The organism is Streptomyces sp. NPDC050988 (assembly GCF_044456225.1).
Taxonomy (GTDB): Bacteria; Actinomycetota; Actinomycetes; order Streptomycetales; family Streptomycetaceae; genus Streptomyces.
On sequence record NZ_JBITFQ010000021.1, the window covers coordinates 44,244 to 66,496 of the forward strand.

General features: G+C 70.4%; 21 protein-coding genes. 7 read left to right on the forward strand and 14 right to left on the reverse strand.

Features of this window, described 5'->3' with window-relative positions:
• The first annotated feature begins 192 nt into the window (after positions 1-192).
• Positions 193-1,383, forward strand: coding sequence for a methyltransferase domain-containing protein (locus ACIBEI_RS33475; protein ID WP_398893969.1), 1,191 nt, complete (start codon positions 193-195; stop codon positions 1,381-1,383).
• A gap of 27 nt (positions 1,384-1,410) precedes the next feature.
• Here ACIBEI_RS33475 and ACIBEI_RS33480 read toward each other — a convergent pair whose 3' ends face one another.
• From ACIBEI_RS33480 to ACIBEI_RS33490, 3 genes are read right to left on the reverse strand one after another with little or no spacing between them, the layout of a single operon-like run.
• Entirely contained in the window at positions 1,411-2,589 is a 1,179-nt protein-coding gene (locus ACIBEI_RS33480) for a dipeptidase (RefSeq protein ID WP_398893971.1), read from the reverse strand.
• A gap of 5 nt (positions 2,590-2,594) precedes the next feature.
• Positions 2,595-3,149: a 5-(carboxyamino)imidazole ribonucleotide mutase gene (gene purE, locus ACIBEI_RS33485; protein WP_398893973.1), complete on the reverse strand. Its 555-nt coding sequence runs from the start codon at positions 3,147-3,149 to the stop codon at positions 2,595-2,597.
• The gene (locus ACIBEI_RS33490) at positions 3,146-4,357 is read right to left on the reverse strand and encodes a 5-(carboxyamino)imidazole ribonucleotide synthase (RefSeq protein ID WP_398893974.1); all 1,212 of its coding nucleotides are present in this window, start codon (positions 4,355-4,357) and stop codon (positions 3,146-3,148) included. Before ACIBEI_RS33490 ends, purE begins: the two co-directional genes overlap by 4 nt.
• Before the next feature lie 142 nt (positions 4,358-4,499).
• On the opposite strand from ACIBEI_RS33490, the gene ACIBEI_RS33495 reads away from it, so the two are divergent.
• Positions 4,500-5,096, forward strand: a complete 597-nt coding sequence (locus ACIBEI_RS33495; protein WP_398894121.1) for a GtrA family protein — start codon at positions 4,500-4,502, stop codon at positions 5,094-5,096.
• A 90-nt stretch (positions 5,097-5,186) separates the two neighbouring features.
• Here the strand turns inward: ACIBEI_RS33495 and ACIBEI_RS33500 are convergent, their stop codons facing one another.
• Positions 5,187-6,461 (reverse strand): ATP-binding protein, encoded by a 1,275-nt coding sequence (locus ACIBEI_RS33500; protein ID WP_398893976.1) that lies wholly within the window; start codon positions 6,459-6,461, stop codon positions 5,187-5,189.
• A 142-nt stretch (positions 6,462-6,603) separates the two neighbouring features.
• Positions 6,604-7,281 carry a response regulator transcription factor gene (locus tag ACIBEI_RS33505; protein WP_055614806.1) on the reverse strand — a complete coding sequence of 226 codons (678 nt, stop codon included), beginning with the start codon at positions 7,279-7,281 and terminating at the stop codon, positions 6,604-6,606.
• Positions 7,282-7,782: 501 nt separating this feature from the next.
• Here ACIBEI_RS33505 and ACIBEI_RS33510 point away from each other — a divergent pair.
• Positions 7,783-9,279, forward strand: a complete 1,497-nt coding sequence (locus ACIBEI_RS33510; protein ID WP_398893978.1) for an oligopeptide:H+ symporter — start codon at positions 7,783-7,785, stop codon at positions 9,277-9,279.
• A 171-nt stretch (positions 9,280-9,450) separates the two neighbouring features.
• Here the strand turns inward: ACIBEI_RS33510 and ACIBEI_RS33515 are convergent, their stop codons facing one another.
• From ACIBEI_RS33515 to ACIBEI_RS33540, 6 genes are all read right to left on the reverse strand, one after another.
• Positions 9,451-10,728 carry a hypothetical protein gene (locus ACIBEI_RS33515; protein ID WP_398894122.1) on the reverse strand — a complete coding sequence of 426 codons (1,278 nt, stop codon included), beginning with the start codon at positions 10,726-10,728 and terminating at the stop codon, positions 9,451-9,453.
• Between the two features lie 77 nt (positions 10,729-10,805).
• Positions 10,806-11,924, reverse strand: coding sequence for a neocarzinostatin apoprotein domain-containing protein (locus ACIBEI_RS33520; protein ID WP_398894124.1), 1,119 nt, complete (start codon positions 11,922-11,924; stop codon positions 10,806-10,808).
• 62 nt (positions 11,925-11,986) lie between these two features.
• Entirely contained in the window at positions 11,987-12,907 is a 921-nt protein-coding gene (locus tag ACIBEI_RS33525) for a hypothetical protein (RefSeq protein WP_398893980.1), read from the reverse strand.
• Positions 12,908-13,002: 95 nt separating this feature from the next.
• Complete coding sequence (locus ACIBEI_RS33530) at positions 13,003-13,689, reverse strand: LPXTG cell wall anchor domain-containing protein (RefSeq protein ID WP_398894126.1); 687 nt, start codon at positions 13,687-13,689, stop codon at positions 13,003-13,005.
• A 318-nt stretch (positions 13,690-14,007) separates the two neighbouring features.
• Entirely contained in the window at positions 14,008-14,511 is a 504-nt protein-coding gene (locus tag ACIBEI_RS33535) for an ATP-binding protein (protein ID WP_398893982.1), read from the reverse strand.
• A 271-nt stretch (positions 14,512-14,782) separates the two neighbouring features.
• Positions 14,783-15,220: an STAS domain-containing protein gene (locus ACIBEI_RS33540; RefSeq protein ID WP_398893984.1), complete on the reverse strand. Its 438-nt coding sequence runs from the start codon at positions 15,218-15,220 to the stop codon at positions 14,783-14,785.
• Positions 15,221-15,469: 249 nt separating this feature from the next.
• Here ACIBEI_RS33540 and ACIBEI_RS33545 point away from each other — a divergent pair, with 249 nt between their 5' ends.
• The 4 genes from ACIBEI_RS33545 to ACIBEI_RS33560 all read left to right on the forward strand — a co-directional run bounded on the left by ACIBEI_RS33545 (position 15,470) and on the right by ACIBEI_RS33560 (position 18,914).
• Positions 15,470-16,369 (forward strand): RNA polymerase sigma factor SigF, encoded by a 900-nt coding sequence (locus ACIBEI_RS33545; RefSeq protein ID WP_398893986.1) that lies wholly within the window; start codon positions 15,470-15,472, stop codon positions 16,367-16,369.
• 283 nt (positions 16,370-16,652) lie between these two features.
• A complete protein-coding gene (locus tag ACIBEI_RS33550) occupies positions 16,653-18,023 on the forward strand; it encodes a DUF418 domain-containing protein (RefSeq protein WP_398893988.1) in 1,371 nt (456 codons plus the stop codon).
• A 136-nt stretch (positions 18,024-18,159) separates the two neighbouring features.
• The gene (locus ACIBEI_RS33555; RefSeq protein WP_398893989.1) at positions 18,160-18,492 is read left to right on the forward strand and encodes a hypothetical protein; all 333 of its coding nucleotides are present in this window, start codon (positions 18,160-18,162) and stop codon (positions 18,490-18,492) included.
• A gap of 152 nt (positions 18,493-18,644) precedes the next feature.
• A complete protein-coding gene (locus tag ACIBEI_RS33560) occupies positions 18,645-18,914 on the forward strand; it encodes a DUF397 domain-containing protein (protein WP_398894127.1) in 270 nt (89 codons plus the stop codon).
• Between the two features lie 151 nt (positions 18,915-19,065).
• Here ACIBEI_RS33560 and ACIBEI_RS33565 read toward each other — a convergent pair whose 3' ends face one another.
• The 3 genes from ACIBEI_RS33565 to hutI form a co-directional block, all read right to left on the reverse strand.
• On the reverse strand, positions 19,066-20,295 hold the full coding sequence (locus ACIBEI_RS33565) for an RNA polymerase sigma factor (protein ID WP_398893991.1): 1,230 nt from the start codon (positions 20,293-20,295) through the stop codon (positions 19,066-19,068).
• A gap of 43 nt (positions 20,296-20,338) precedes the next feature.
• On the reverse strand, positions 20,339-20,710 hold the full coding sequence (locus ACIBEI_RS33570; protein WP_398893993.1) for a YciI family protein: 372 nt from the start codon (positions 20,708-20,710) through the stop codon (positions 20,339-20,341).
• A 342-nt stretch (positions 20,711-21,052) separates the two neighbouring features.
• Positions 21,053-22,237 (reverse strand): imidazolonepropionase, encoded by a 1,185-nt coding sequence (gene hutI / locus ACIBEI_RS33575; protein WP_398893994.1) that lies wholly within the window; start codon positions 22,235-22,237, stop codon positions 21,053-21,055.
• Positions 22,238-22,253 lie beyond the last annotated feature (16 nt).

The window sequence follows — 22,253 nt, forward strand, 5'->3', positions numbered from 1 at the left end:
GTTCGTCCGCGGGCGCGTTGGGGCTGGTCGCGCAGTTCCCCGCGCCCCTGAAAAGGACCCCCCGATTGCACCGTTACTGTACTTTTGTCGTACAAGTCGCATGGGTTCGGATACTCACAGGTCAGGCCCCTCACCAGGCGTCGACACCGCCGTCCTGCCCGTCCCGTCCACCGACTGGCCCACAATGGGGCGGTGAACGACCTCGATCCCCTCTCCGCTTTCGCCGCCCTGCTCACCGACCAGGGCCGTGCTCTGCTCGACGAGGTGCGGGAGACCGAACCCGCTCAGGAGCTGGCCGTCGCGACCCGGCTGCGGCGGGAGTATCCCGTCGGGCTCGTCTCGGCGGCGCTCGGGCAGGCGCGGTTGCGGCAGCGGGCCGTGGTGAAGTTCGGCGCGGCGGACGCGGGGCGGATGTACTTCACGCCGCACGGGGTGGAGCAGTCGACCCGGGCGAGTGTCGCCGCGTACCGGGCCCGGCGTTTCCAGGAGTTCGGGGTGCGGTCCGTGGCGGACCTGTGCTGCGGGATCGGCGGTGACGCGATCGCGCTCGCCCGGGCCGGGATCCGGGTGCTCGCCGTCGACCGGGACCCGCTGACGGCGGCCGTGGCGCGGGCGAACGCCGACGCGCTCGGGCTCGGCGAGCTGATCGAGGTGCGCGAGGCGGATGTCACGGAGGTCGCGACGGCCGCGTACGACGGCGTGTTCGTGGACCCGGCCCGGCGGGGCGGGCGCGGGCGCGTCTTCGATCCCGAGGCCTATTCGCCGCCGCTGTCGTGGGCCGTTCGGGCCGCTCTCGAAGCGCCCGTCGCCGCGCTGAAGATCGCGCCCGGGATTCCGCACGAGACCGTCCCCGCCGAGGCCGGGGCCGAGTGGATCTCGGACTCCGGTGACGTGAAGGAGGCCGTGCTGTGGTTCGGCACGGGAGAGGCCGGGTCCGTACGCGCGACCCTGCTGCCCGGGCCGCGGACCCTCGTCGGCCGGGGGCTGCCCGACCCCCAAGTGCGGCCCCTGGGGCGGTACTTGTACGAGCCCGACGGGGCCGTCATCCGGGCGCATCTGGTCGCCGAGGTCGCCGAGGAGCTGGACGGCGGCGGTCTGATCGACGAGACCATCGCCTACGTCACCGCGGACTCGCTGAAGACCACTCCCTACGCCACCGTGTACGAGATCACCGATCAACTCCCCTTCGGCGTGAAGAAGTTGAAGGCGCTGCTGCGGGAGCGCGGGGTCGGGGTCCTCACCGTCAAGAAGCGCGGATCGGCCGTCGAGCCGGAGGAGTTGCGGCGCAAGGTGAAGCCGCAGGGGCCGAACTCGGCGACCGTGTTCCTGACCCGGGTGAAGGGCGCCCCGACCATGCTGCTGGGACACCCCGCCCCCGTGTGACCGCCGGCCGCGTCCGTCCGGCCGTGCCTAGCCGTCCAGTTGCTCCAGGGTCGCGTTCGACGGACCCCTGCGGGAGCGCTCGTCGCGGGCCACGTCCTCCGCGGCGCCCAGCACGCGGACCGCGTTCTGCCAGGTCAGCTTGGCGAGGTCGGTGGACGACCAGCCGCGGTCCAGGAGTTCCGCGATGAGGTTCGGGTAGCCGGAGACGTCGTCGAGGCCGTCGGGGGTGAACGCCGTGCCGTCGTAGTCGCCGCCGATGCCGATGTGGTCGACGCCCGCGACCTCGCGCATGTGGTCGAGGTGGTCGGCGACCGTCGGGACGGTCGCGACGGGGCGGGGGTTGGACTCCTCGAAGAGGCGGTGGACCTTCATCGCCTCGGCGGTCGTGTCGAGGTGGTGGAAGCCCTGCTCGCGCATGTTCTCGTCGGCGGCGGCCGTCCAGTCGACGGCGGCCTGGAGCACGAACTTCGGCACGAACGTCACCATCGCCACACCGCCGTTGGCGGGCAGCCGCTCCAGTACGTCGTCCGGGATGTTGCGCGGGTGGTCGCAGATCGCGCGCGAGGAGGAGTGGGAGAAGATCACCGGCGCGACGGACGTGTCCAGCGCGTCCCGCATGGTCGTGGCGGCCACGTGGGAGAGGTCCACGAGCATGCCCAGGCGGTTCATCTCCCCTACGACCTCGCGGCCGAACGCCGACAGGCCGCCCACGGACGGCTTGTCGGTCGCCGAGTCCGCCCACGCGATGTTGTCGTTGTGGGTGAGGGTCATGTAGCGGACCCCCAGCTCGTACAACCCGCGCAGGGTGGCGAGGGAGTTGTCGATCGAGTGGCCGCCCTCGGCGCCCATCAGCGAGGCGATACGGCCCTCGCCACGGGCCGTCTCCATGTCGGCGGCCGTCAGCGCGGCGTGCAGGTCGGCGGGGTAGCGCTCGATCAACTGCCGTACGCAGTCGATCTGTTCGAGCGTCGCCGTGACCGCGCCGGGCAGGTCGGACCGTACGTACACCGACCAGAACTGCGCGCCGACACCACCCGCGCGCAGCCGGGCCAGGTCCGTGTGCAGATGGGCGCTCTGGTCGGCGGCGATGTCCCGGGCGCCGATGTCGTAGCGAACCTGCTCGCGCAGCGCCCAGGGGAGGTCGTTGTGGCCGTCGACGACGGGGAAGTCGGCGAGCAGGGCGCGGGCGCGGTCCAGGGACGACATGCGCGTCACTTCCCGAAGCCGAAGCCGTTGCCGGCGCCGGCCTCGACCTTGGAGCGCAGGCGCTTGCCCTTCTCCGTGGCCTGGTCGTTGAGGTCCTGCTGGAACTCGCGCATTCGGGCGAGGAGTTCGGTGTCCTGGGTGGCGAGGATGCGGGCGGCCAGCAGGCCCGCGTTGCGTGCGCCGCCGACCGAGACCGTGGCGACCGGGACACCCGCGGGCATCTGGACGATCGAGAGCAGCGAGTCCATGCCGTCGAGGTACTTCAGCGGGACCGGGACGCCGATCACCGGCAGCGGGCTCACCGAGGCGAGCATGCCCGGCAGATGGGCCGCGCCGCCCGCGCCCGCGATGATCACCTTGAGGCCGCGCCCGTCCGCCTCCTCGCCGTACGCGATCATCTCGCGCGGCATCCGGTGCGCGGAGACCACGTCGACCTCGTACGCGATCTCGAACTCGTCGAGGGCCTGGGCGGCCGCTTCCATGACGGGCCAGTCGGAGTCCGAGCCCATGACGATGCCGACCACGGGCGATTCGGAGGACACATCTGCGGACGTGCTCATTCGGTGATCGTGCCTCTCAGGTAGGCGGCTGCGTGACGGGCGCGGTCGAGGACGTCGTCCAGGTCGGCGCCGTAGGTGTTGACGTGGCCCACCTTGCGGCCGGGCTTCACGTCCTTGCCGTACATGTGGATCTTGAGCTGGGGGTCGCGGGCCATGCAGTGCAGGTACGCGGAGTACATGTCGGGGTAGTCGCCACCCAGGACGTTCACCATGACCGTCCACTTCGCGCGCGGGCGCGGATCGCCGAGGGGCAGGTCCAGGACCGCGCGGACGTGGTTGGCGAACTGGGAGGTGATCGCGCCGTCCTGGGTCCAGTGACCGGAGTTGTGCGGGCGCATGGCCAGTTCGTTGACGAGGATTCGGCCGTCTCTCGTCTCGAAGAGCTCCACCGCGAGGTGGCCGACCACGCCGAGTTCCTTCGCGATGCGCAGGGCCAGCTCCTCGGCCCGCAGCGCGAGCTCGTCCGAGATGCCGGGCGCGGGCGCGATGACCGTGTCGCAGACGCCGTCGACCTGCTGGGACTCGACGACGGGGTAGGCGACGGCCTGGCCGTGCGGCGACCGTACGACGTTGGCGGCCAGCTCGCGTACGAAGTCGACCTTCTCCTCGGCGAGGACCGGGACGCCGGCGCGGAAGGGGTCCTCGGCGTCCGCCGCGGACCGTACGACCCACACGCCCTTGCCGTCGTAGCCGCCGCGAACGGTCTTGAGGACGACCGGGAAACCGTCGCCCTCGGCCCCCTCGGGGAGCCCTTCCGCCGCGAACGCGGCCACGTCGGCCGGGTCGCTCACGATCCGGTGCCGCGGGCACGGCACGCCGATCGCGTCGAGCTTCGCGCGCATCACGCCCTTGTCCTGGGCGTGCACGAGCGCGTCGGGCCCGGGGCGCACGGGGATGCCGTCCGCCTCCAGAGCACGCAGATGCTCGGTGGGTACGTGTTCGTGATCGAAAGTGATCACGTCGCAGCCCCGCGCGAAGGCCCGCAGCGTGTCGAGGTCGCGATAGTCGCCGATGACGACATCGCCGACGACCTGCGCCGCGGAATCCTGGGGGGTGTCACTGAGGAGCTTGAATCTGATGCCGAGCGGGATGCCCGCCTCGTGTGTCATACGAGCGAGCTGGCCCCCGCCGACCATGCCGACTACCGGGAACGTCACGCCCCCAGGGTATCGGCCATGCCGGGGCACCCCTGTCACCCGCATGATCATCGGAAGTTCCGCATGTTCATCACATCCCGGCCACATATTCGAGTCCCAGCCAGGCACGGAAGGGAACCGCTGGTTAGCATGGCGGAGTCGACGAAGGTTGACGAAATTGACGTATCCGACGAGACGGGGGCTGGGCGACACCATGGGCAAAGGTGGTAAACGCAGGGCACATGCCAGGCCGCCCAGCGCTGTCCGTATGCGGATCGACCGGCTGACCAGGGAAGTCGCCAAGTTCGGCGCGGTCGGCGGGGCCGGTCTGCTGGTCAACCTGATCGCCTTCAACCTGGTGCGCAGTACCACGGATCTCCAGGTCGTGCGGGCCAGTGTGATCGCCACGGTCGTCGCGATCGTCTCGAACTACATCGGTTTCCGGTACTTCACGTACCGCGATCGCGACAAGAGCGGCCGCACCAAGGAGCTGACGCTGTTCGTGCTGTTCAGCGCGGTCGGCCTCGTCATCGAGAACGGCTTCCTCTACGCCGCCACGTACGGGCTCGGGCTGGACAGCCCGCTGGCCAGCAACGTCTTCAAGTTCGTCGGCATCGGTATCGCGACGCTCTTCCGCTTCTGGTCCTACCGCACCTGGGTCTTCCGGGCGGCTCCGGCGCGTGAGGCCGTGGCCAGCGCGGAATCGTTCCTGGAGAACCCGGAGCCCTATCTCGACCAGGAGCGCCAGGCCTACCTGGAGGACGAGGACCGCCCGACACGCCAGTTCCGGCAGGTCCAGCGCGTCCGCTAGAGACCTTTTCGGGGGCGCGCCCGCGCCCCGTTTCAGGGGCGCGGGGAACTGCGCGACCAGCCACAACGCACCCGCACCTTCCCCACGGCGCTAGCGAACCGTCTCCTCGTCGCCGCCGTCCTGCGGCCGGCTGAGCGGCGTACGCGACAGGAACAGCCCGAACACCGGAGGCTGCGCCTGGAGCATCTCCAGGCGCCCGCCATCGGCCTCCGCGAGGTCACGGGCCACGGCGAGCCCGATCCCCGTGGAGTTGCGGCCGCTGATGGCCCGCTCGAAGATCCGGGCGCCCAGATCGGCCGGGACACCGGGCCCCTCGTCGGTGACTTCGATCACAGCCTGGTTGCCGGTGACGCGTGTGCGCAGCGCGACCGTGCCGCCACCGTGCATCAGGGAGTTCTCGATCAGCGCGGCGAGGACCTGGGCCACGGCTCCGGGCGTCCCGACGGCCTGGAGCCGGTGCTTGCCGGAGCTGACGATCGCGCGGCCCGCGTTGCGGTAGGCCGGGCGCCACTCCGCGAGCTGCTGCTTGATGACCTCGTCGAGGTCGAAGGTGACGGCGGAGCCGGTGCGCGGGTCCCGGGAGTTCGTCAGGAGCCGTTCGACCACGTCCGTGAGGCGCTCGACCTGACCCAGCGCGATGGTCGCCTCCTCCTTCACGATGTCCGGGTCGTCGGTGAGGGTGATCTCCTCCAGCCGCATGGACAGCGCGGTCAGCGGCGTACGCAACTGGTGCGAGGCGTCGGCCGCGAGGCGCCGCTCGGCGGTCAGCATGCGGGCGATGCGCTCGGCCGAACCGTCCAGGACGTCCGCGACGCGGTCCAGCTCCGGGACGCCGTAGCGCTTGTGGCGTGGCCGCGGATCCCCGGAGCCGAGCCGCTCGGCGGTCTCCGCGAGGTCGGTCAGCGGGGAGGCGAGCCGGTTGGCCTGGCGCACCGCGAGGAGCACGGCGGCGACCACCGCGAGCAGGGCGACCGCCGCGATGATCAGGAGCGTACGGCCGACCTCCCGGGTGACCGCGGAGCTGGGCTCCTGGACCGTGACCGTCTCGCGCTGCTCGCCCTTGCGGGTCGACTTGATGACGTCACCGGTGGGCTTGTCGCCGATGTGGATGTCGGCGCGGCCCGGGATCTCGATGCGTGCGTACCGGTCGCCCGTGACCTGGTCCTTGAGGACACCGGCGCTGATCAGCTCGTCGCCGAGGATGCGGCTGTCGACGATGCTCACCAGCCGCACCGCCTCGGAGTCCACCCGCTCCTGGGCGCTGTTGCTGATCGTGCGGGTCTCGACGATGACGAGCGAGACCCCGAACACGGCGATCACGACCAGCACGACGGCCAGAGTGGAGTTGATGAGTCGGCGACGCACAGGGCCCTCCGGGCAACTGATCGATCAGGGGCTAGGGGCGCCCTACAGGGGCGCGAGGAACTGCGCGACCAGCCACACACGACCCGCGGCCGCGCACTCACCGACGCCACAACGGCGATGAGGCGCAGCCCAACAGCAAGAGCTAGCTCTTCTCGAAGCGGAAACCCACTCCTCGTACCGTCGCGATGTACCGCGGATTCGCCGCGTCGTCACCGAGCTTCTTCCGCAACCACGAGATGTGCATGTCCAGCGTCTTCGTGGACGACCACCACGTGGTGTCCCAGACCTCACGCATGAGCTGGTCACGCGTGACGACCCGTCCGGCGTCCCGGACGAGAACCCGCAGCAGGTCGAACTCCTTGGCGGTGAGCTGGAGCTCCTCCTCGCCCATCCAGGCCCGGTGCGACTCGACGTCGATGCGCACGCCGTGCGTGGCGGGCGGCTGCTGGGGCTCGGCCGCGCCGCGCCGCAGCAGGGCCCGGACGCGGGCCAGCAGCTCGGCGAGGCGGAACGGCTTGGTGACGTAGTCGTCGGCGCCGGCGTCCAGGCCGACGACCGTGTCCACCTCGTCGGCGCGCGCGGTCAGGATGAGGATCGGCACGGTGTGCCCCTCGGCACGCAGCCGCCGGGCCACCTCCAGGCCGTCCATGCCGGGCAGCCCGAGGTCGAGCACACACAGATCGATGCCGCCCTGGATGCCTGCGTCGAGCGCGGTGGGGCCGTCCTCGCGTACCTCAACCTCGTACCCCTCCCGGCGCAGGGCGCGGGCCAGGGGTTCCGAGATGGACGCGTCGTCCTCGGCGAGCAGTACTCGGGTCATGAACTGATGGTAGTCCGCTGTGGACCAGTGCAGACAGGGTGATCGACACCCGTGATTCGCCCGCACCGCGCGGGAGATGAAACCCTGTGAGTCAGGGATGTAAATCTATGAACGGCCTTCGATTCAGGCGCATGGTTCCATCCATACCTGTGATCCATCTCTCAAGTCATGTCATATGCGGCAATGCCATGCCGTGGGGCCTTATGGTGACCAGACGCCTGTAGCACCACGCGGGGACCTTTGGCGGGAGCTTGACGCCGAAGGTCTCTTTTGTGTGCGGGCTGGTGTCTACCAGCCTTGAAAGGAATGACCTGTGGCCGGGCCCCGAGCGCGAGGACGCGTACGGGGCGTGGATCCCGGTGGTCGCCGTCCCCCGCTCCGAAGACCCGGAGCGGACTCCCCGTGGGCGTGGGGTGGGACGGCCCTCCCCGCCGGTGCCGGCCGCCTCCCCCACCGGGCGCGCGACGCTCTGCAGCGCGTCCCGACCAGCAAGGAACGACCATGGCGTCCAGCCTGACGAAGGACTCGGTCTCCCCGGGCACCCCCGGTTCCGAGAAGACCTTCTTCGGCCACCCCCGCGGACTGGCCACTCTCTTCATGACCGAGATGTGGGAGCGTTTCTCCTACTACGGCATGAGGGCACTCCTCCCGCTGTACCTGGTCGCACCCGGCGGCCTGCACCTGAGCGCGACCGCGGCCACCGCGATCTACTCGGTGTACCTGTCGCTCGTGTACCTGCTCGCCCTCCCCGGCGGCTGGTTCGCGGACCGCGTGCTCGGCCCCCGTAAGACCGTCGCCGTCGCCGGCCTGGTGATCATGCTCGGCCACCTGACGCTGGCGCTGCCCTCGTCCGGCACGTTCTACGCCGGTCTCGGTCTCGTCGCGATCGGCTCGGGTCTGCTGAAGGCCAACATCTCGACGATGGTCGGCCACCTCTACGACGGCCCGGACGACCCGCGCCGTGACGGTGGCTTCACCGTCTTCTACATCGGCATCAACCTCGGCGCCTTCGCCGCGCCGCTGGTCATCGGCACCATCGGCGAGAACGTCAACTGGCATCTGGGCTTCGCGCTCGCCGCGCTCGGCATGGCGCTGGGTCTGGCCCAGTTCCTGATCGGCCGCCGCCACCTCGACACGCGCTCCGACGTCGTCCCGACGCCGCTGTCCGCCGCCGAGAAGGCCTCGACGCTGCGCAAGGGCCTGCTGTGGCTGGCCGTCGCCGCCGTCTTCTACGCCGTCGTCGGCTTCTCCGGCCACTACACGCTGAACTGGATCCTGGTTCCGCTGACGGTCCTCGGCCTGGTCATCCCGGTCTGGGTCATCGCCCGTATCAAGCGGGACAAGTCCCTGGACCGCGTCGAGCAGTCGAAGATGTCCGCGTACATCTGGTTCTTCATCGCCGCGGCCGTCTTCTGGATGATCTACGACCAGGGCGGCTCCACCCTGTCGATCTTCGCCGAGTCGTCGGCCGAGAACAGCGTCTTCGGCTGGGAGTTCCCGGTCTCCTGGTACCAGTCGGTCAACCCCGTGCTGATCATGGCCCTCGCCCCGGTCTTCGCCTGGGCCTGGCTGGCGCTGAACCGCGCCGGCAGGGAGCCGAGCACGATCGTGAAGTTCTCCTCGGGTCTGGTCCTGGTCGGCGCGTCGTTCTTCCTGTTCCTGGCTCCCCTGTCGATCGCCGAGGGCGGTCACAAGGCCGCCGCGATGTGGCTGGTCGCCATCTACTTCGTGCAGACCGTCGGCGAGCTGACCGTCTCCCCGGTCGGCCTCTCCGTCACGACGAAGATGGCTCCCGCGAAGTACGCCTCGCAGATGATGGGCGTCTGGTTCCTCGCCGTCACCGCCGGCGACGCCACGACGGGCCTGCTCTCCATCGCGGGCGTCGACCTCAACGGCATGGGCATCGTCGCCCTGGAAGCGACCCTCGCCGTCATCGCCGGCTTCGCGGTCTACATGTACCGAAACAAGGTCAAGTCCCTGATGGGCGACGTCCGCTAGACGCTCCGCTGAGGTCAGGCAGGTCAACTGCAGGCCCGTTGTGGCTGATTGCGCAGTTCCCCGCGCCCCTTATAAGGGGCGCGGGGAACTGCGCAATCTTTTGCTTTTAGGGGCGCGGGGAACTGCGCGACCAGCCACGACGGACCCGCACCTCCAAACGGCGCCGCTCCCCTACGGCGCGCGCCGCGAAGCCTGCCGCCGAGGCATGAACGTGAACACGGCCCCGCCGAGCAGAATCGCGGTCCCAGCGACAAACCCGAGCGCCCGCAAGCCCCCACTGTCATCGGCCCCCGTGTCCGCCAGCCCGCCGCCGGAGTCACCGGACCCACCGGCCCCCGACGTACCGGTTCCCCCGGCGGAGCCACTCCCACCGGCGGCACCCCCCGGCTGGGCAGACGTGTCCAGCGTCAACGACACCTCGGACTTCTCCGGCGTACACGTCGTGGTCGTCCCGAGCGCCTTCACCGTCAGCACACCGGGCGAGAGCGTCGACTCCCCGTCGGCGCCGGGCTTGTACGTGCCGGTCATGTCGGAGATCACCATGGGATCCCCGGACTTGATCGCCTCGGGGTTCGTCGGCCCCTCGACATGGACCGTGCCCTTGTCGGCACCGCCGAGCGCGACCTCCATCGACGGCTTGACCGAGTCCGCCGGGATGTCGGCGGGGCTGTCCATCACAGAGCCCTTGAACTGGACGGTGAGGCCGTAACTCCCGCCGTCCTTCTTGGCGTTGATCTGCACGGGAGAGGTCGCGTTCTTGTCGCCGATCGGCGTCTTGCACGCGTAGGGGATCTTGACCTCCTTGCCCGTGAAGTCGGTCTCACCGCCGCCACCGGTGGTACCGCCCGTGTCGCTGCCCCCGGTCTCGCTCTCGGTCGGGGCCGGCTCATCGCTCGTCGGCGGCGGGCTGGTGGGGTCGGTGGGATCGGGCGTGCCAGGAGGCGTGGTCCCCGCCGTGACCTTGATCGTCGCCGCGGGCTTCACCGTCTCCGTAGGCGTGCACTTCGTGTCCGTCGACATGACGTTGATGGCGTACGCGTCCGGCGTCAGCGTCACCTCGCCCGCCGTGGTCAGTTTCAGTTTGCCCTTCATGTCGGACAGGACCATCGCCCCGCCCTTGGGGATCGCCGGGTTCTCGCGCGGCCCCTGCATCGCGATGGACGCGGCCTGCGCGCCGGCCGCCTTGAGGGTGCCGGACGGCTGGACCGAGTTGGCGGGCAGGTCGATGAGGTCGGGGTTCTTCGACGCGGCCTGCGTGAACTTCCAGACCACCTCGACCTCGTCACCGACCTTCGCCGTGGCCGGCGCGGTGACCTCCACCTTGGTGGTGCCCTTGACCGTCGGCAGCCCGGAGACCGGAGGCGGTACGCAGTCGGTCGCGTAGGACACCTCGGCGGCCTGGGCCGGCGCCGCGGCCACGCCCAGCAGGACTCCCGCACCGCCGAGCATCATCGCGACCCCGGCCGCGCCCGCTCTCCGGCTGCCTCTGGGCCGTGCGGGCCCCGGCCGGACTCTCCGTTGCGTGCTCACGTGTTTCCCTTCCTGGTGGGGGTCGTCGGACTGTTCTCGTGCGGTGCGGAGAGCTGATCGGCCTCGGCCGCCCCCGGATCGGTGTCCGGGGTGAACCAGGGCAGGGACGGGTTCGTACGGGCCGGCGTACGTGTCGTGGTGTCGGCCTCGGACTCCTCCGAGGAGGCCGGCATAAGGCTCAACTTCGGCATCCGCAAGGTGACTTCGGGCAGCCGGAGCCCGCCGCGCCGCACACCGTGCGCGCCACGCCCGGGACGTCCGGGGCGCGCGAAGCGCCCTCCACGCCGGCCGCCGCGTCCTGCGGAGGCGCGCGGCCGCATCCGGTCGACCACGGCCATCCCGATCCGGAAGAGCGCGGCCGGTACGACGACGCAGACCAGGATCCAGAAGAGCGTCACGCCCCACGGCCGCCCCACGCCCCACGGCTGCTCGGCGAGCACCTTGCCGCCGAACTTGAGCGAGACCGTGTAGTCGCCGTGCGCGCCGGCGGTCAGCTCGACCGGCAGGGTGATCCGTTCCTTTTCGCCGGGCCCGATGGTGCCGCGCCACTGCTGTTCCTCCCACTGCGGGGCGAACACGCCGTGGGAGGTGCCGACTTGGAAGACGGGGTTCTTGACGGCGGTGGTGCCGACGTTGCCGACGGTGAAGACGAGCTTGCGTGAGGGCGGCGCGCCGAACCAGGCGAGCAGGCCGCTCGACCCGTCGAGCCGGGTGTCGGTGAGCACCGAGAGCCGTCCGCCGCTGTCCTGCTTGGGCAGCGGCTCGACGTCGTGTCCTGCGACCAGGAACGGGGCGTCCGCCTCCGCCTTCTCCCCGGTGACCGTCGCCACGTGCACCACGCAGGGGCACGGTTTGGGCGGCTCGGCGACCGGCAGTTTCTTGCTGAAGGCGCCCTTCGCGTCGGTCGTGACGGCCCGGCCGTCCGCGTTGGCACAGGAGTTTGTCCCGCCGATGACGCCCCGGTCGGTCGAGGACTGCCCGCAGATCAGCATCATCAGCAGCGCGTTCGGCCGCCACCCCGTACCGCTCACGGTGATCGAACCGCCCGTTCCCGCCTGGGACTTGGACAGCTTGACCGCCGGTTTCTCCGCCGCCGAGGCGGTCGCCCCCGCCATGGGGAAGAGAACAAGCGCGAGCACCACGACAACCGCCGGAATCCGCACCCCTCTTCTCGCGCTCACGTCACCGCTCCCGTCAACTCGACTTCCGTACGCGGCTGTCCGGTGTCCGGTGTCTCCCGCGCCCGCCCACGACGTCGTACGAACCAGTGGCCGCCGGCCGCACACGCCAGGAGCCCGATCCCCGCCGTGCCCGCCACCGCTTCCCACGGCACGAACCGCGCCGACGCGCCCGCCTCGTCGTGTGCCCCGCCCGCCGCCGTGACCGCCACCTCGACGTCGACGGAGTCGAGCGCGGGCCGGTGGGGCCAGGGTTCGGTGAGCGCGACGCGGCGGCCGGGGAGCAGTTCGACGGGCAGGGTGCGCGGGGCCCGGTCCAGCACCTCGCCGAAGAGCCCCTCGGCTCGTACGGCGAGTTTCGGGGTCAGCACGGTGGTGCCGCGGTTGACCAGTTCGTACGAGATGCGCCCGCCGTCGACCCGTACGTGCTCGACGGTGAGCGCGGAGAGGGTCGGGCCCTCCACCCGCAGATGGACGCGTACCGCCGCGGTCCGGTCGGCGGCGCTCGCGACGATCGCGCCGGGGTGGTCGCCGGGCGTGGCGCCCGCCGGGACGCTCACGGTGAACGGCACGTCCGCGCGGGTACGTGCCGGGATCCGCACCGTCCGCTCGGCGAACGTGATCCAGGCACCGGTGTCCGTCGCCCTGGTCCGCACCGAGAATCCGCCGCTCCTCGTGTTGTCGGCGTCCGCGCCCCGGAACCGTACGGTGAGCGGCTTCCCGCCCGGGTTGAGCACCGACACCGTGTCCTGCAGAACCGTGCCGGGCGCGCCCTCCGCGTAGAAGTACGGCCGTGAGTCCCGCCCGCCCGCCGACGGCACGACGGACCAGCCCCCGTCGGCCGCGGCGGTGGGAGCGACGGCCAGAAGTACGACGGCGGCGAGACAGAGAACACGGGCGGCGGGCGGTACGAACGGCATCGGCGGCTCCGGATGGCGTACAGGTCGTGCGGGACGCGCAGGTCATGCAGGTGGTACGAGACGCGCGGGTTGTGCAGGTCGTACGAGACGTGCGGTCAGCGGTGGGCCTGGTTCCTGCGGGTCAGCCACAGCACTCCGGCCGCGCCCGCCAGCAGTACCGTGCCGCCGAGCGTGCCGAGGGCGATCGCGGAGTCCTCGGGGCCGGTCTGCGGGAGTTCCTCGCCGCCCGCGGGGGCGTCCTGCGAGGAGCCCGTCGTCCCCGTGCTCCCGCCGCCGGCCGCGGTGACGTCCAGGGTCAGCGAGACCTTCGGGCTGTTGGAGGGCGTGCACGTGGTCGTCGTACCGAGGGCCTTGATGGTCAGCACACCCGGCGTGAACGTGACCTTGCCGGTCTTCTTCGGGGTGTACGTACCCGTGAGGTCGGTGATCTTGATCGGCGTGTTGGCGGGCACGGTCGCCGGGTTGGCGGGCCCCTTGACCGCCAGCGTGCCGGTATCGGCGCCGCCCAGTTTGATGACGGCGCTCGGGTTCATCGCGCCCTTGCCCAGGTCGACGGGGCTGGACGAGACGCCCTTCTCGAAGGTCATGGTGATCTGGTAGCCGCTGCCGCTCTTGACGCCCTTGATGTCGATGGGCGAGACGGCGGACTTGTCACCGATGGGTGTCTTGCACTGGTAGTTGACGTCCACCACGTCGGCCCGGGCAGCGGGGGCGGCCATCAGCACCGCCGAGCCGGCCAGGGCCGCGGCGGACGCGAGCGCGGCGGTTCGTTTCGGGTACATCCGGTATGACACGGTCCCCTCATTCCTGAAGGCTTTCCTGATGGCGTTCCTGACGGCACATCAGATCGGCCGTCAAGGTACGCCCGGCGCCTTGCCGAGGGAAGACAAAGTGCGCGCCGGATCCGTGGGGATCCGACGCGCATCAAGTGAGGGAGGGAAGAAACCCGAACCGCCGGTAACCCCAAGAGACACCTAAGGGCGGGCCCCCAAGGGGCGCGGGGCAGTGACATATGCGGCTCCGCCGCGGGGCGCGCCCAGCCCCAACGCACCCGCAGACAAAGAACGAGCAGGCCATGCCAAGCCAAACCCAGCCGAGCGCTAAGCCGGTGCTCCGAGCTCCGCCCAGACCGTCTTGCCCGCAACCCCGGTCGTCCGGACCACACCCCAGTCCAGACACAGCCGCTGGACGATGAACATCCCGTGACCACCGGGCCGCCCGGCCCGGTGCGGCGTGCGCGGCGCGGGCTGACCCGTCCCCCGGTCGGAGACCTCGACGCGGAGCACCTTGTTCTCGCAGGCGATCAGGAGTTCGTCCGGACCCTCGGCATGCAGGCAGGCGTTCGTGACCAGTTCGGAGACGACCAGCAGCACGTCCTCGGCCGCGGCCCGTTGGTCGGCGGTGGCCGCCGGCAGCCAGCCCCACTCGTACAACGCCTGACGGGCGAAGTCGCGGGCGAGCGGGACGACCCCGCTCGCGCCGTCGAAGTTCAGCCGACGGGCACGACGCACGACGGGTGTGCCGCCCGGAGGCGTCCCGGAAGCGCCGCCGTCGCCCGGTTCCGGGCCGCGGTCGCCCGGCGGGTAAGGCCGGGTGGTGCTCATCAGCGCTTCACCTCACCGATTCACCAGTTCACGATTCAAGACTCAGTACTCAGCACGTTCAGGACATTCGGAAAGCTCAGGGACACTCTGAATCCGGGAGTCGTCCGGGGACTGCCGCGCGCTTGCCGTTCGGTCTGTTGACATATTCAGGATGTCTCCTGCCCGACCGAACCGTCAGAACACCCACTTATTCGGCATGGATGCTGTGACTCTGGTAACGCGCTGATCACACGGACACAACCGAGGCATAACTTTGCCTCACGGGAGCGCCTCAGGGCGACTGGTCGCCCGGGTCGGGCTCGGGTTTGCCGGCCCCGGATCCGCCGGAGCCGTCGGCCCCGGGGTCGCTCAGAGCCTCTTCGAGTGTGTCGTGGAGGGTGAAGACTGCTTCCGCCCCGGTGATCTCGAAGACCCGGGACACCACCGGCAGCATGCCCGCCAGATGGACCCCGCCGCCCGCGGCCTCGGCCTTCAGCCGGGCGCCGAGCAGCACGTTCAGCCCCGTGGAGTCGCAGAACTCCAGCCGCGAGCAGTCCACGACGAGACGCGCGAACCCTCGGTCGAGGCATTCCTCGATCGGTTCGCGCAGTAGATCCGCCGTATGGTGATCCAACTCACCGGCCGGGGTCACAACGGCGCTAGCGCCCTCTTCCCGCACCTCGACCAGAAGCCGGCCCGACTGTGCGCTGCCGACCGTCCCGCGGTCCATGCCGTGTCTCTCTTCCGACCGTCGTGGCTGTTGATACGCCCTCGAACCCTACGCCTTCCCTGCACTCTTCAACACCCGAACAACCGCCAAGAAACGGACATTTCACCGTGAAACACACTTGCGAGAGAGTCGCGAAAGCGGGTAGGGCTAGTAGAGACAGTTTTCGACACGGCCGGCTTTGGAGGCGCCGCACACCGCAGTGCACGTATTGGCATCGGCAGCCATATGCCGAGAACGATGGAGGACACCATGTCACCCCGGCTCGACGCATCGCAGACCCAGAGGGCGACGTCGACACCCCCTCTGGAACAACTGGAAGACGAGTCCGCCGACGAGAACGTCGGCCTCGCCGGACTTCCGGAGATCCCGCCTTTCGACGAGGTCGGACCAGTGGACGCACGGGCCCTGTCCAAGACCCTCTTCGAGCGGCTGGAGTCGCTGGAAGAAGGCACCCACGAGTACTCGTACGTACGCAACACCCTGGTCGAACTCAATCTCGCCCTGGTGAAGTTCGCCGCCTCCCGGTTCCGCTCCCGCAGTGAGCCGATGGAGGACATCATCCAGGTCGGCACGATCGGCCTGATCAAGGCGATCGACCGGTTCGAGCTCAGCCGCGGCGTCGAGTTCCCGACCTTCGCGATGCCGACGATCGTCGGTGAGATCAAGCGCTTCTTCCGCGACACCTCATGGTCCGTGCGGGTACCGCGCCGACTGCAGGAACTCCGCCTCGACCTGGCCAAGGCGGGCGACGAACTCGCGCAGCAACTGGACCGCGCTCCGACGGTGGGAGAGCTGGCGGAGCGTCTGGGCCTGTCGAACGACGAGGTCGTCGAGGGCATGGCGGCGTCCAACGCCTATACGGCCAGCTCACTCGACGCCCAGCCCGAGGAGGACGACTCCGAGGGCGCGCTGGCCGACCGGATCGGCTACGAGGACCACGGACTCGAAGGCATCGAGTACGTCGAGTCGTTGAAGCCGCTGATCGCCGAACTCCCGCCACGCGACCGGCAGATCCTGTCCCTGCGGTTCGTTGCCAACATGACCCAGTCCGAGATCGGTGACGAACTCGGCATCTCGCAGATGCACGTCTCGCGGCTGCTCTCGCGGACGCTGGTGCGGCTGCGGAGGGGACTGACCGTCGAGGAGTGACGGTCGCCGTCGCCACCGCACCACCGCACGAGGTGTGTGGTCGTATCGGCACACAGGGCGCGTAGGTGTGCGCTCGGGGCCGGGCCGGATCATCCGGCCCGGCCCCGAGCGCGTTTCGTATCGACTCGGTCATCGGCTCAGTCGTCAGCTCGGGTAGCGGCTCGGGTATCGACTCGGGTATCGACTTTGGTTGCGGGCCCCCGACTCGGTGTCATCCTTTGGTCGTTCGTCGATGGCCCGCCGACCGATGTCGTCCGTGTCACACCCTTCCTAGCGTGGGGCCATGACGACCACGAGCGAAGAGAGGCCGGTGCGGCGCGGGGGCGTGCGGGCCGAGGAGCGGGCGCTCGCACCCGACCTCGCGCGCGGGCTCATGCTGTTGCTCATCGTGCTGTCCAACACCGCCTTCCACCTCTGGGCGGCCCGGCGCGGACCCTCGGGCTGGCAGCCCGCGGACGGCTCATGGCTCGACCACGCCGTGCAGTTCACCATGATCATCGTGCTGGACCTGCGGGTCTATCCGCTCTTCGCGTTCCTCTTCGCCTACGGGATGATGCAGCTCTTCCTCCGGCAGACCGCCGCCGGCAACTCCGAGCGGGGCGCCGCCAGGATCCTGCGCAGGCGCAGCCTGTGGCTGATCGTCATCGGGCTCCTGCACTCCACCCTGCTGATGGCGGGCGACATCGTCGGCTACTACGGAGTGCTGAGTCTCGTCCTCGGCCTGGTCTTCCTGCGGCGGAGCGAGCGTGCGCTGAAGCGGTGGATCCGCGCCGGCGCCGTGCTGCTCGTGTTCTTCGCGGCCCAGCCCGTCGTATCGGCCCTGCTCCGGGGCGAGTTGGGCACGCTCGGGGACGCGGGCGCGGAGCCCGGCTTCATGGCGTACGCGGCACAGGAGGGGAACTGGCTCACGGCGGCCCAGACCCGGCTGGAGACCGGGCTGTTCATCACGTTCCTGGCCTCCGCGCTGGCTCTGGTCGGCGGCGGGTACGTCGTCTTCCTGCTCGGCTTCTGGGCGGCCCGGCGCCGCGTCCTGGAGGAGCCCGGACGCCATCGGACCCTGTTGCGCCGCACGGCCGTCATCGGCATCACGGTCGGCTGGCTCGGCGCGCTGCCCGCCGCGCTCGCCCACGTCGGCGCCCTGGACGTACCGGCCGACGCACAGAGCGAGGAGGGAGCACTCACGCTGCTCCGTGACGTCACCGGCAACGCCGCCGGGCTCGGTTACGTGGCGGCCGTCGCGCTCTTCGTGCACTGGTGGAGCAGCCGGGGGGCGCGCGTGGGGGCGGGGGCGGGTGCTGACGCGGGTACGGGTGCTGCGAGCGCGGGCGCGGGCGCAGGCGCAGGTGTGGGCGCAGGCGCAGGTGCAGGTATGAGTGTGGGTGCGGGTGCCACGGTGGTCACGGCGGTGGCGGCGGTCGGCAAGCGGTCCCTGTCCTGCTACCTCGCGCACTCGCTGCTCTTCGCGCCGGTGCTGGCCGCCTGGGGCCTCGGCCTCGGCGAGCACCTGTCCAGCTGGACCATGGCGCTCTTCGCGGTCGGCGTGTGGCTGATCACGGTGGCGGGGGCGTACGCCCTGGAGCGTGCGGGGCGCCGGGGCCCGGCCGAGGCGGTGCTGCGACGACTCATGTACGGGGGCCGGCACCGGACGGGATGACGCAACCGGGTCAGCACACCGGGCCTCGCCGTGCCCATGCTCGGGAGCCCTGACATCTGTCAGGACCCTCCTGCCTGCCTGCCTCCTAGCCTTTCGCGCAGGACGCCCGGCACAGGGCGGAACAGAAGGGCAGGACATGAAGATCCTCTGGAAACGCGCACTCGCGACCGGAACAGCGGGGATCGCTCTCGCCGGCGGAGCCGGTCTCGCGACCGCCTCACCCGCGGCGGCCGCGGAGCGCAACGTGCTGCAGTGCAGCGCCTGGATCTCGGACGATGTCGCCATCGGCGACTGCTACAACCCCGGGACGCAGCTGCACGCGTTCTCCGTACGCGCCATCTGCGGCTGGGCCCCCGACGCCTACTCGAATTGGGTATATGTGAAGCCGGGCACGAGCGCCGCCATCGGTGTCCGCTGCGGCCCGTTGAGCAGCGGCGTCGGCGGCGTGGCGATCGAGTACGGCGGCTGAGCGTCCCGGGACTCCCAGATCCATCAGACGCCCCTGGAAGGCCGATGAAGATCTTGGGTTCCGGCCCTGCCGCGTGAGCGGCAGGGCCGGACTCGTCATGTGGCGATGGGCGAGTTGGTCGGCGAGATGGTCGGGCCGGACGTGCGGGAGACCTGCCGGGATCTGATCCCGGCCGGGAGCCGGGAGGAGGGCCGGGAGGAAGGCCGGGACGAGGACCGCGTCACTGTCCGCATCATCCCCACCGACCAGGCGGCTTCGCCGACGGCGGGGACGGCAACACCTGCGTCGAAGTCGCCGCCTCCCCCGGGATCCTCCACCTCCGCGAAAGCGACACCCCCGGCACCGAACTCACCACCGCCACCGCCCCGTTGGCTCACCTCATACGAGGAGTGAAGTCGGGCCTGTTCCACACAACCGCCTGATCACAACCCGCCGGTGATCCCGTCGGAGGCATCCCGGAGACCACCAGGGAAGACGCCCTCCAGGCCACCCCAGCCGTCTCCCTGCCTCCCCAGCCGTCCTCCCTGCCTCCCCCCGACCGGTCGCCGATCCCGGTCGGCCGAGCTGGAGAAGTCAGCCAAGCGCGGCAGCCTTGCGCAGCAGCACGGAGCGTTCGCGCTGGTTGGCGCAGAGCCGGGCCGCCAGCTCCAGCTCGGCGCGCGCCTCCGGTCGCCGGCCGAGGCGAGCCAGCAGCTCCCCGCGCACGGTCGGAACCAGATGCGAACCGGGGAGCCGGTCCAAGGCGATCAGCTCGTCCACGATGGCCAGGGCTTGCGCCGGACCCGAGGCCATGGCCACGGCGACGGCCCGATTGAGCTCGGCCACCGGCGAGGGCGCGACCCGGCCGAGCGCCTCGTAGAGCACCACGATCCGGTCCCAGTCGGTCGCCTCGACGGAGGGCGCCGACGCGTGGGCGGCGGCGATCGCGGCCTGCAGCCCGTAGGGGCCGAGGCCGCGAGTCGATGCCTTGACCAGCGCGGCCAGCCCACGGCGAATCGCCGAGAAGTCCCACCGCCGCCGGTCCTGGTCCTCCAGCAGGACCGGCGAACCGTCCGGGCCGGTCCGGGCCGGGAAGCGTGCGGCCGTCAGCTCGCACAACGCGAGCAGGCCGTGCACCTCCGGCTCGTCCGGCTGCAGCGCGGCCAGCGTGCGGGCCAGCCGGATCGCCTCGTACGCGACGTCGGGGCGCAACAGCCGGTCGCCCGACGTGGCCGTCGACCCTTCGGTGAAGATCACGTAGAGGACGCTGAGCACGCCGCCCAGCCGCTCCCGGCGCTCGTCGGCCGGCGGCAGCTCGAACGGCACCCCGGCCGCCGCGATCGTCTTCTTGCCCCGGGTGATGCGGGCCTGCACGGTCGGCACGGGCACGAGGAACGCGCGGGCGATCTCCTCGCTGGACAGGCCGCCGACCACGCGCAGGGTCAGTGCCACCTGGGCCTCGCGGGAGAGCACCGGGTGGCAGCTGATGAACATCAGCGCCAGGACGTCGTCGTAGATCCTGTCGGGATCGATCTTGTCGGGGTCGTTTCTTTTGTCGACCACCGCGTCGGCCGCCAGCAGGGCGTACCGGTCCTGGAGGGCGGTCCGGCGGCGGATCGTGTCGATCGCCCGCCGCCGAGCCGTGGCCATCAGCCATCCGGCCGGATTGGCCGGAGAGGCAAGCGGCCACGACACCAGCGCCTCGGCCACCGCCTCCTGGGCGGCGTCCTCGGCCAGCCCGAAATCGCCGGTGAACCGGGTCAGCGCGGCGACGATCCGCGCCGACTCGATCCGCCAGACGGCTTCGACGTCGGCCGTACCCATCAGATGTGGCCGTTGCTCTCGCGCCGGGCCCGTTCCTTGACGATCACGCGTTGACCTGCGGGACCTCGTCGCTCCCGGGCACCCGCCGGACCTCGATCTTGGCCCCGGGGGCGGCCGGGACCCGCTTGGCCCACTCGACCGCCTCCTCTTTCGAGGCGACATCGACCAGGAAGAAGCCCCCGAACAGTTCCTTGGTCTCCCCGTACGGCCCGTCCGTGACCACCGGGGCCTCGCCGCCGAAGTGGACCACGACGCCCTTGCCCGGCTCGTCCAGCCCTTCGGCCGCGACGAAAACGCCGGCCTTGACCAGATCCTCGATGAACTGGCGGGTGGTGACCATCATTTCGTCGATCGTGGCCATCATGGCCGCGTTCGACTCGTCGGTGCCCCGCATGATCAGCATGTATTTCGACAACGTGTTCTCCTCGTCCGGCGGGAGCCGCCTCTCGGCCCTCGCACCCACACGTCGAACGAGCGGCCCACGGATCGACACGGTCCCGGAGAAATCTCTCGCCGCAACGCAGCCGATCCTTCCGACCGGCGTCTCGCCCGTCAGACCGGCCCCTGATCGATGGCTGACGCGGACGCCCTGCTGATCAGAAGGCTTATCTTCGCAGCTGTCGTCGCGGCTTTGGAAGGCGGCGACGCTCAATTCCGCGCAGAGTCCGCGCAGAGTCCGCGCGTAGCAGACGGTGTTCCAGCCCGATGGCGCCGACGAGCCCGTCGAAGTCCTTCACCGCGGCTGCGGGGATCACCCTCACACTCGGGCGCCCTTTCGCCACACCTCGCTGACCAGCGGCACCCCCGGCCGGTAGGCCAGGTGGACATGGCTCGGGGCGTCGAGGAACGCGAGGTCGGCGTACGCGCCCGGGGTGAGGCGGCCGACGTCGGTGCGGCGCAGCGCCCGGGCCCCGCCCGCGGTGGCCGACCACACCGCCTCGTCGGGGGTCATGCCCATGTCCCGTACCGCCAGGGCGATACAGAAGGGCACGGACGACGTGAAGGACGAGCCCGGGTTGCAGTCGGTGGAGAGGGCGACGGTCGCGCCCGCGTCGAGGAGGCGGCGGGCGTCCGGCCATTCGGCACGGGTGGAGAACTCGGCGCCGGGCAGCAGGGTCGCCACGGTGTTCCCGCTCGCGAGGGCGTCGACGTCCGCGTCCGTGAGGTGGGTGCAGTGGTCCGCCGAGGCGGCGTCCAGTTCCACCGCCAACTGCACTCCGGGGCCGTACGAGAGCTGGTTGGCGTGGACGCGCGGGTGCAGGCCCTTCGCCTTGCCCGCCGTGAGGATCGCGCGGGCCTGGTCGCCGTCGAAGGCACCCTTCTCGCAGAAGACGTCGATCCAACGGGCGTACGGGGCGCAGGCGTCGAGCATCTCACCGGTGACGAGCGCCACGTAGGCGGCGGGGTCGCCGGCGAAGTCCGGGGAGACGATGTGGGCGCCGAGGTAGGTGACCTCGTCGGTGTGCGCGGAGGCGATGCGCAGGGCCCGGGCCTCGTCCTCGACCGTCAGTCCGTAGCCGGACTTCGTCTCGAACGTGGTCGTGCCCTGGCGGAGGGCCTCGGCGAGGTAGTGGGTGAGGTTGCGTTCCAGTTCCTCGTCGCTCGCGGCCCGGGTGGCTGCGACGGTCGTACGGATGCCGCCGGCGCTGTAGGCACGGCCGGACATCCGGGCGTTGAACTCCTGCGTGCGGTCGCCCGCGAAGACGAGGTGCGAGTGGGAGTCGACGAAGCCCGGGATGACCGCGCGGCCACCGGCGTCGACCCGATTGTCAGTGGCGGGTGCTTCTCTTGAATCACCGGTCCACGCGATGCGGTCGCCGTCGATGACGACGGCCGCGTCCTGGATCAGACCGAGAGGGGACTCGTCACCGAGGGAGGGATCGTTGGTGACCAGACTGGCGATGTTGGTGATGACGGTCGTCGTGCCGTTCGCAGTACTCATGGCGTCCTTGTCGGGG

Excerpts from the sequence above, each read along its gene's own strand:
- ACIBEI_RS33565 (WP_398893991.1), bottom strand. The coding sequence starts at position 20,295 with ATGGGTACGGCCGACGTCGAAGCCGTCTGGCGGATCGAGTCGGCGCGG.
- ACIBEI_RS33550 (WP_398893988.1), top strand. The coding sequence starts at position 16,653 with ATGACGACCACGAGCGAAGAGAGGCCGGTGCGGCGCGGGGGCGTGCGG.
- hutI (WP_398893994.1), bottom strand. The coding sequence starts at position 22,237 with ATGAGTACTGCGAACGGCACGACGACCGTCATCACCAACATCGCCAGT.
- ACIBEI_RS33490 (WP_398893974.1), bottom strand. The coding sequence starts at position 4,357 with ATGATCATGCGGGTGACAGGGGTGCCCCGGCATGGCCGATACCCTGGG.
- ACIBEI_RS33535 (WP_398893982.1), bottom strand. The coding sequence starts at position 14,511 with ATGAGCACCACCCGGCCTTACCCGCCGGGCGACCGCGGCCCGGAACCG.
- ACIBEI_RS33480 (WP_398893971.1), bottom strand. The coding sequence starts at position 2,589 with ATGTCGTCCCTGGACCGCGCCCGCGCCCTGCTCGCCGACTTCCCCGTC.
- ACIBEI_RS33515 (WP_398894122.1), bottom strand. The coding sequence starts at position 10,728 with ATGCTCGGCGGTGCGGGAGTCCTGCTGGGCGTGGCCGCGGCGCCGGCC.
- ACIBEI_RS33520 (WP_398894124.1), bottom strand. The coding sequence starts at position 11,924 with ATGGCGGGGGCGACCGCCTCGGCGGCGGAGAAACCGGCGGTCAAGCTG.
- ACIBEI_RS33530 (WP_398894126.1), bottom strand. The coding sequence starts at position 13,689 with ATGTACCCGAAACGAACCGCCGCGCTCGCGTCCGCCGCGGCCCTGGCC.
- ACIBEI_RS33555 (WP_398893989.1), top strand. The coding sequence starts at position 18,160 with ATGAAGATCCTCTGGAAACGCGCACTCGCGACCGGAACAGCGGGGATC.
- ACIBEI_RS33505 (WP_055614806.1), bottom strand. The coding sequence starts at position 7,281 with ATGACCCGAGTACTGCTCGCCGAGGACGACGCGTCCATCTCGGAACCC.
- ACIBEI_RS33540 (WP_398893984.1), bottom strand. The coding sequence starts at position 15,220 with ATGGACCGCGGGACGGTCGGCAGCGCACAGTCGGGCCGGCTTCTGGTC.
- ACIBEI_RS33495 (WP_398894121.1), top strand. The coding sequence starts at position 4,500 with ATGGGCAAAGGTGGTAAACGCAGGGCACATGCCAGGCCGCCCAGCGCT.
- ACIBEI_RS33510 (WP_398893978.1), top strand. The coding sequence starts at position 7,783 with ATGGCGTCCAGCCTGACGAAGGACTCGGTCTCCCCGGGCACCCCCGGT.
- ACIBEI_RS33525 (WP_398893980.1), bottom strand. The coding sequence starts at position 12,907 with ATGCCGTTCGTACCGCCCGCCGCCCGTGTTCTCTGTCTCGCCGCCGTC.
- purE (WP_398893973.1), bottom strand. The coding sequence starts at position 3,149 with ATGAGCACGTCCGCAGATGTGTCCTCCGAATCGCCCGTGGTCGGCATC.
- ACIBEI_RS33545 (WP_398893986.1), top strand. The coding sequence starts at position 15,470 with ATGTCACCCCGGCTCGACGCATCGCAGACCCAGAGGGCGACGTCGACA.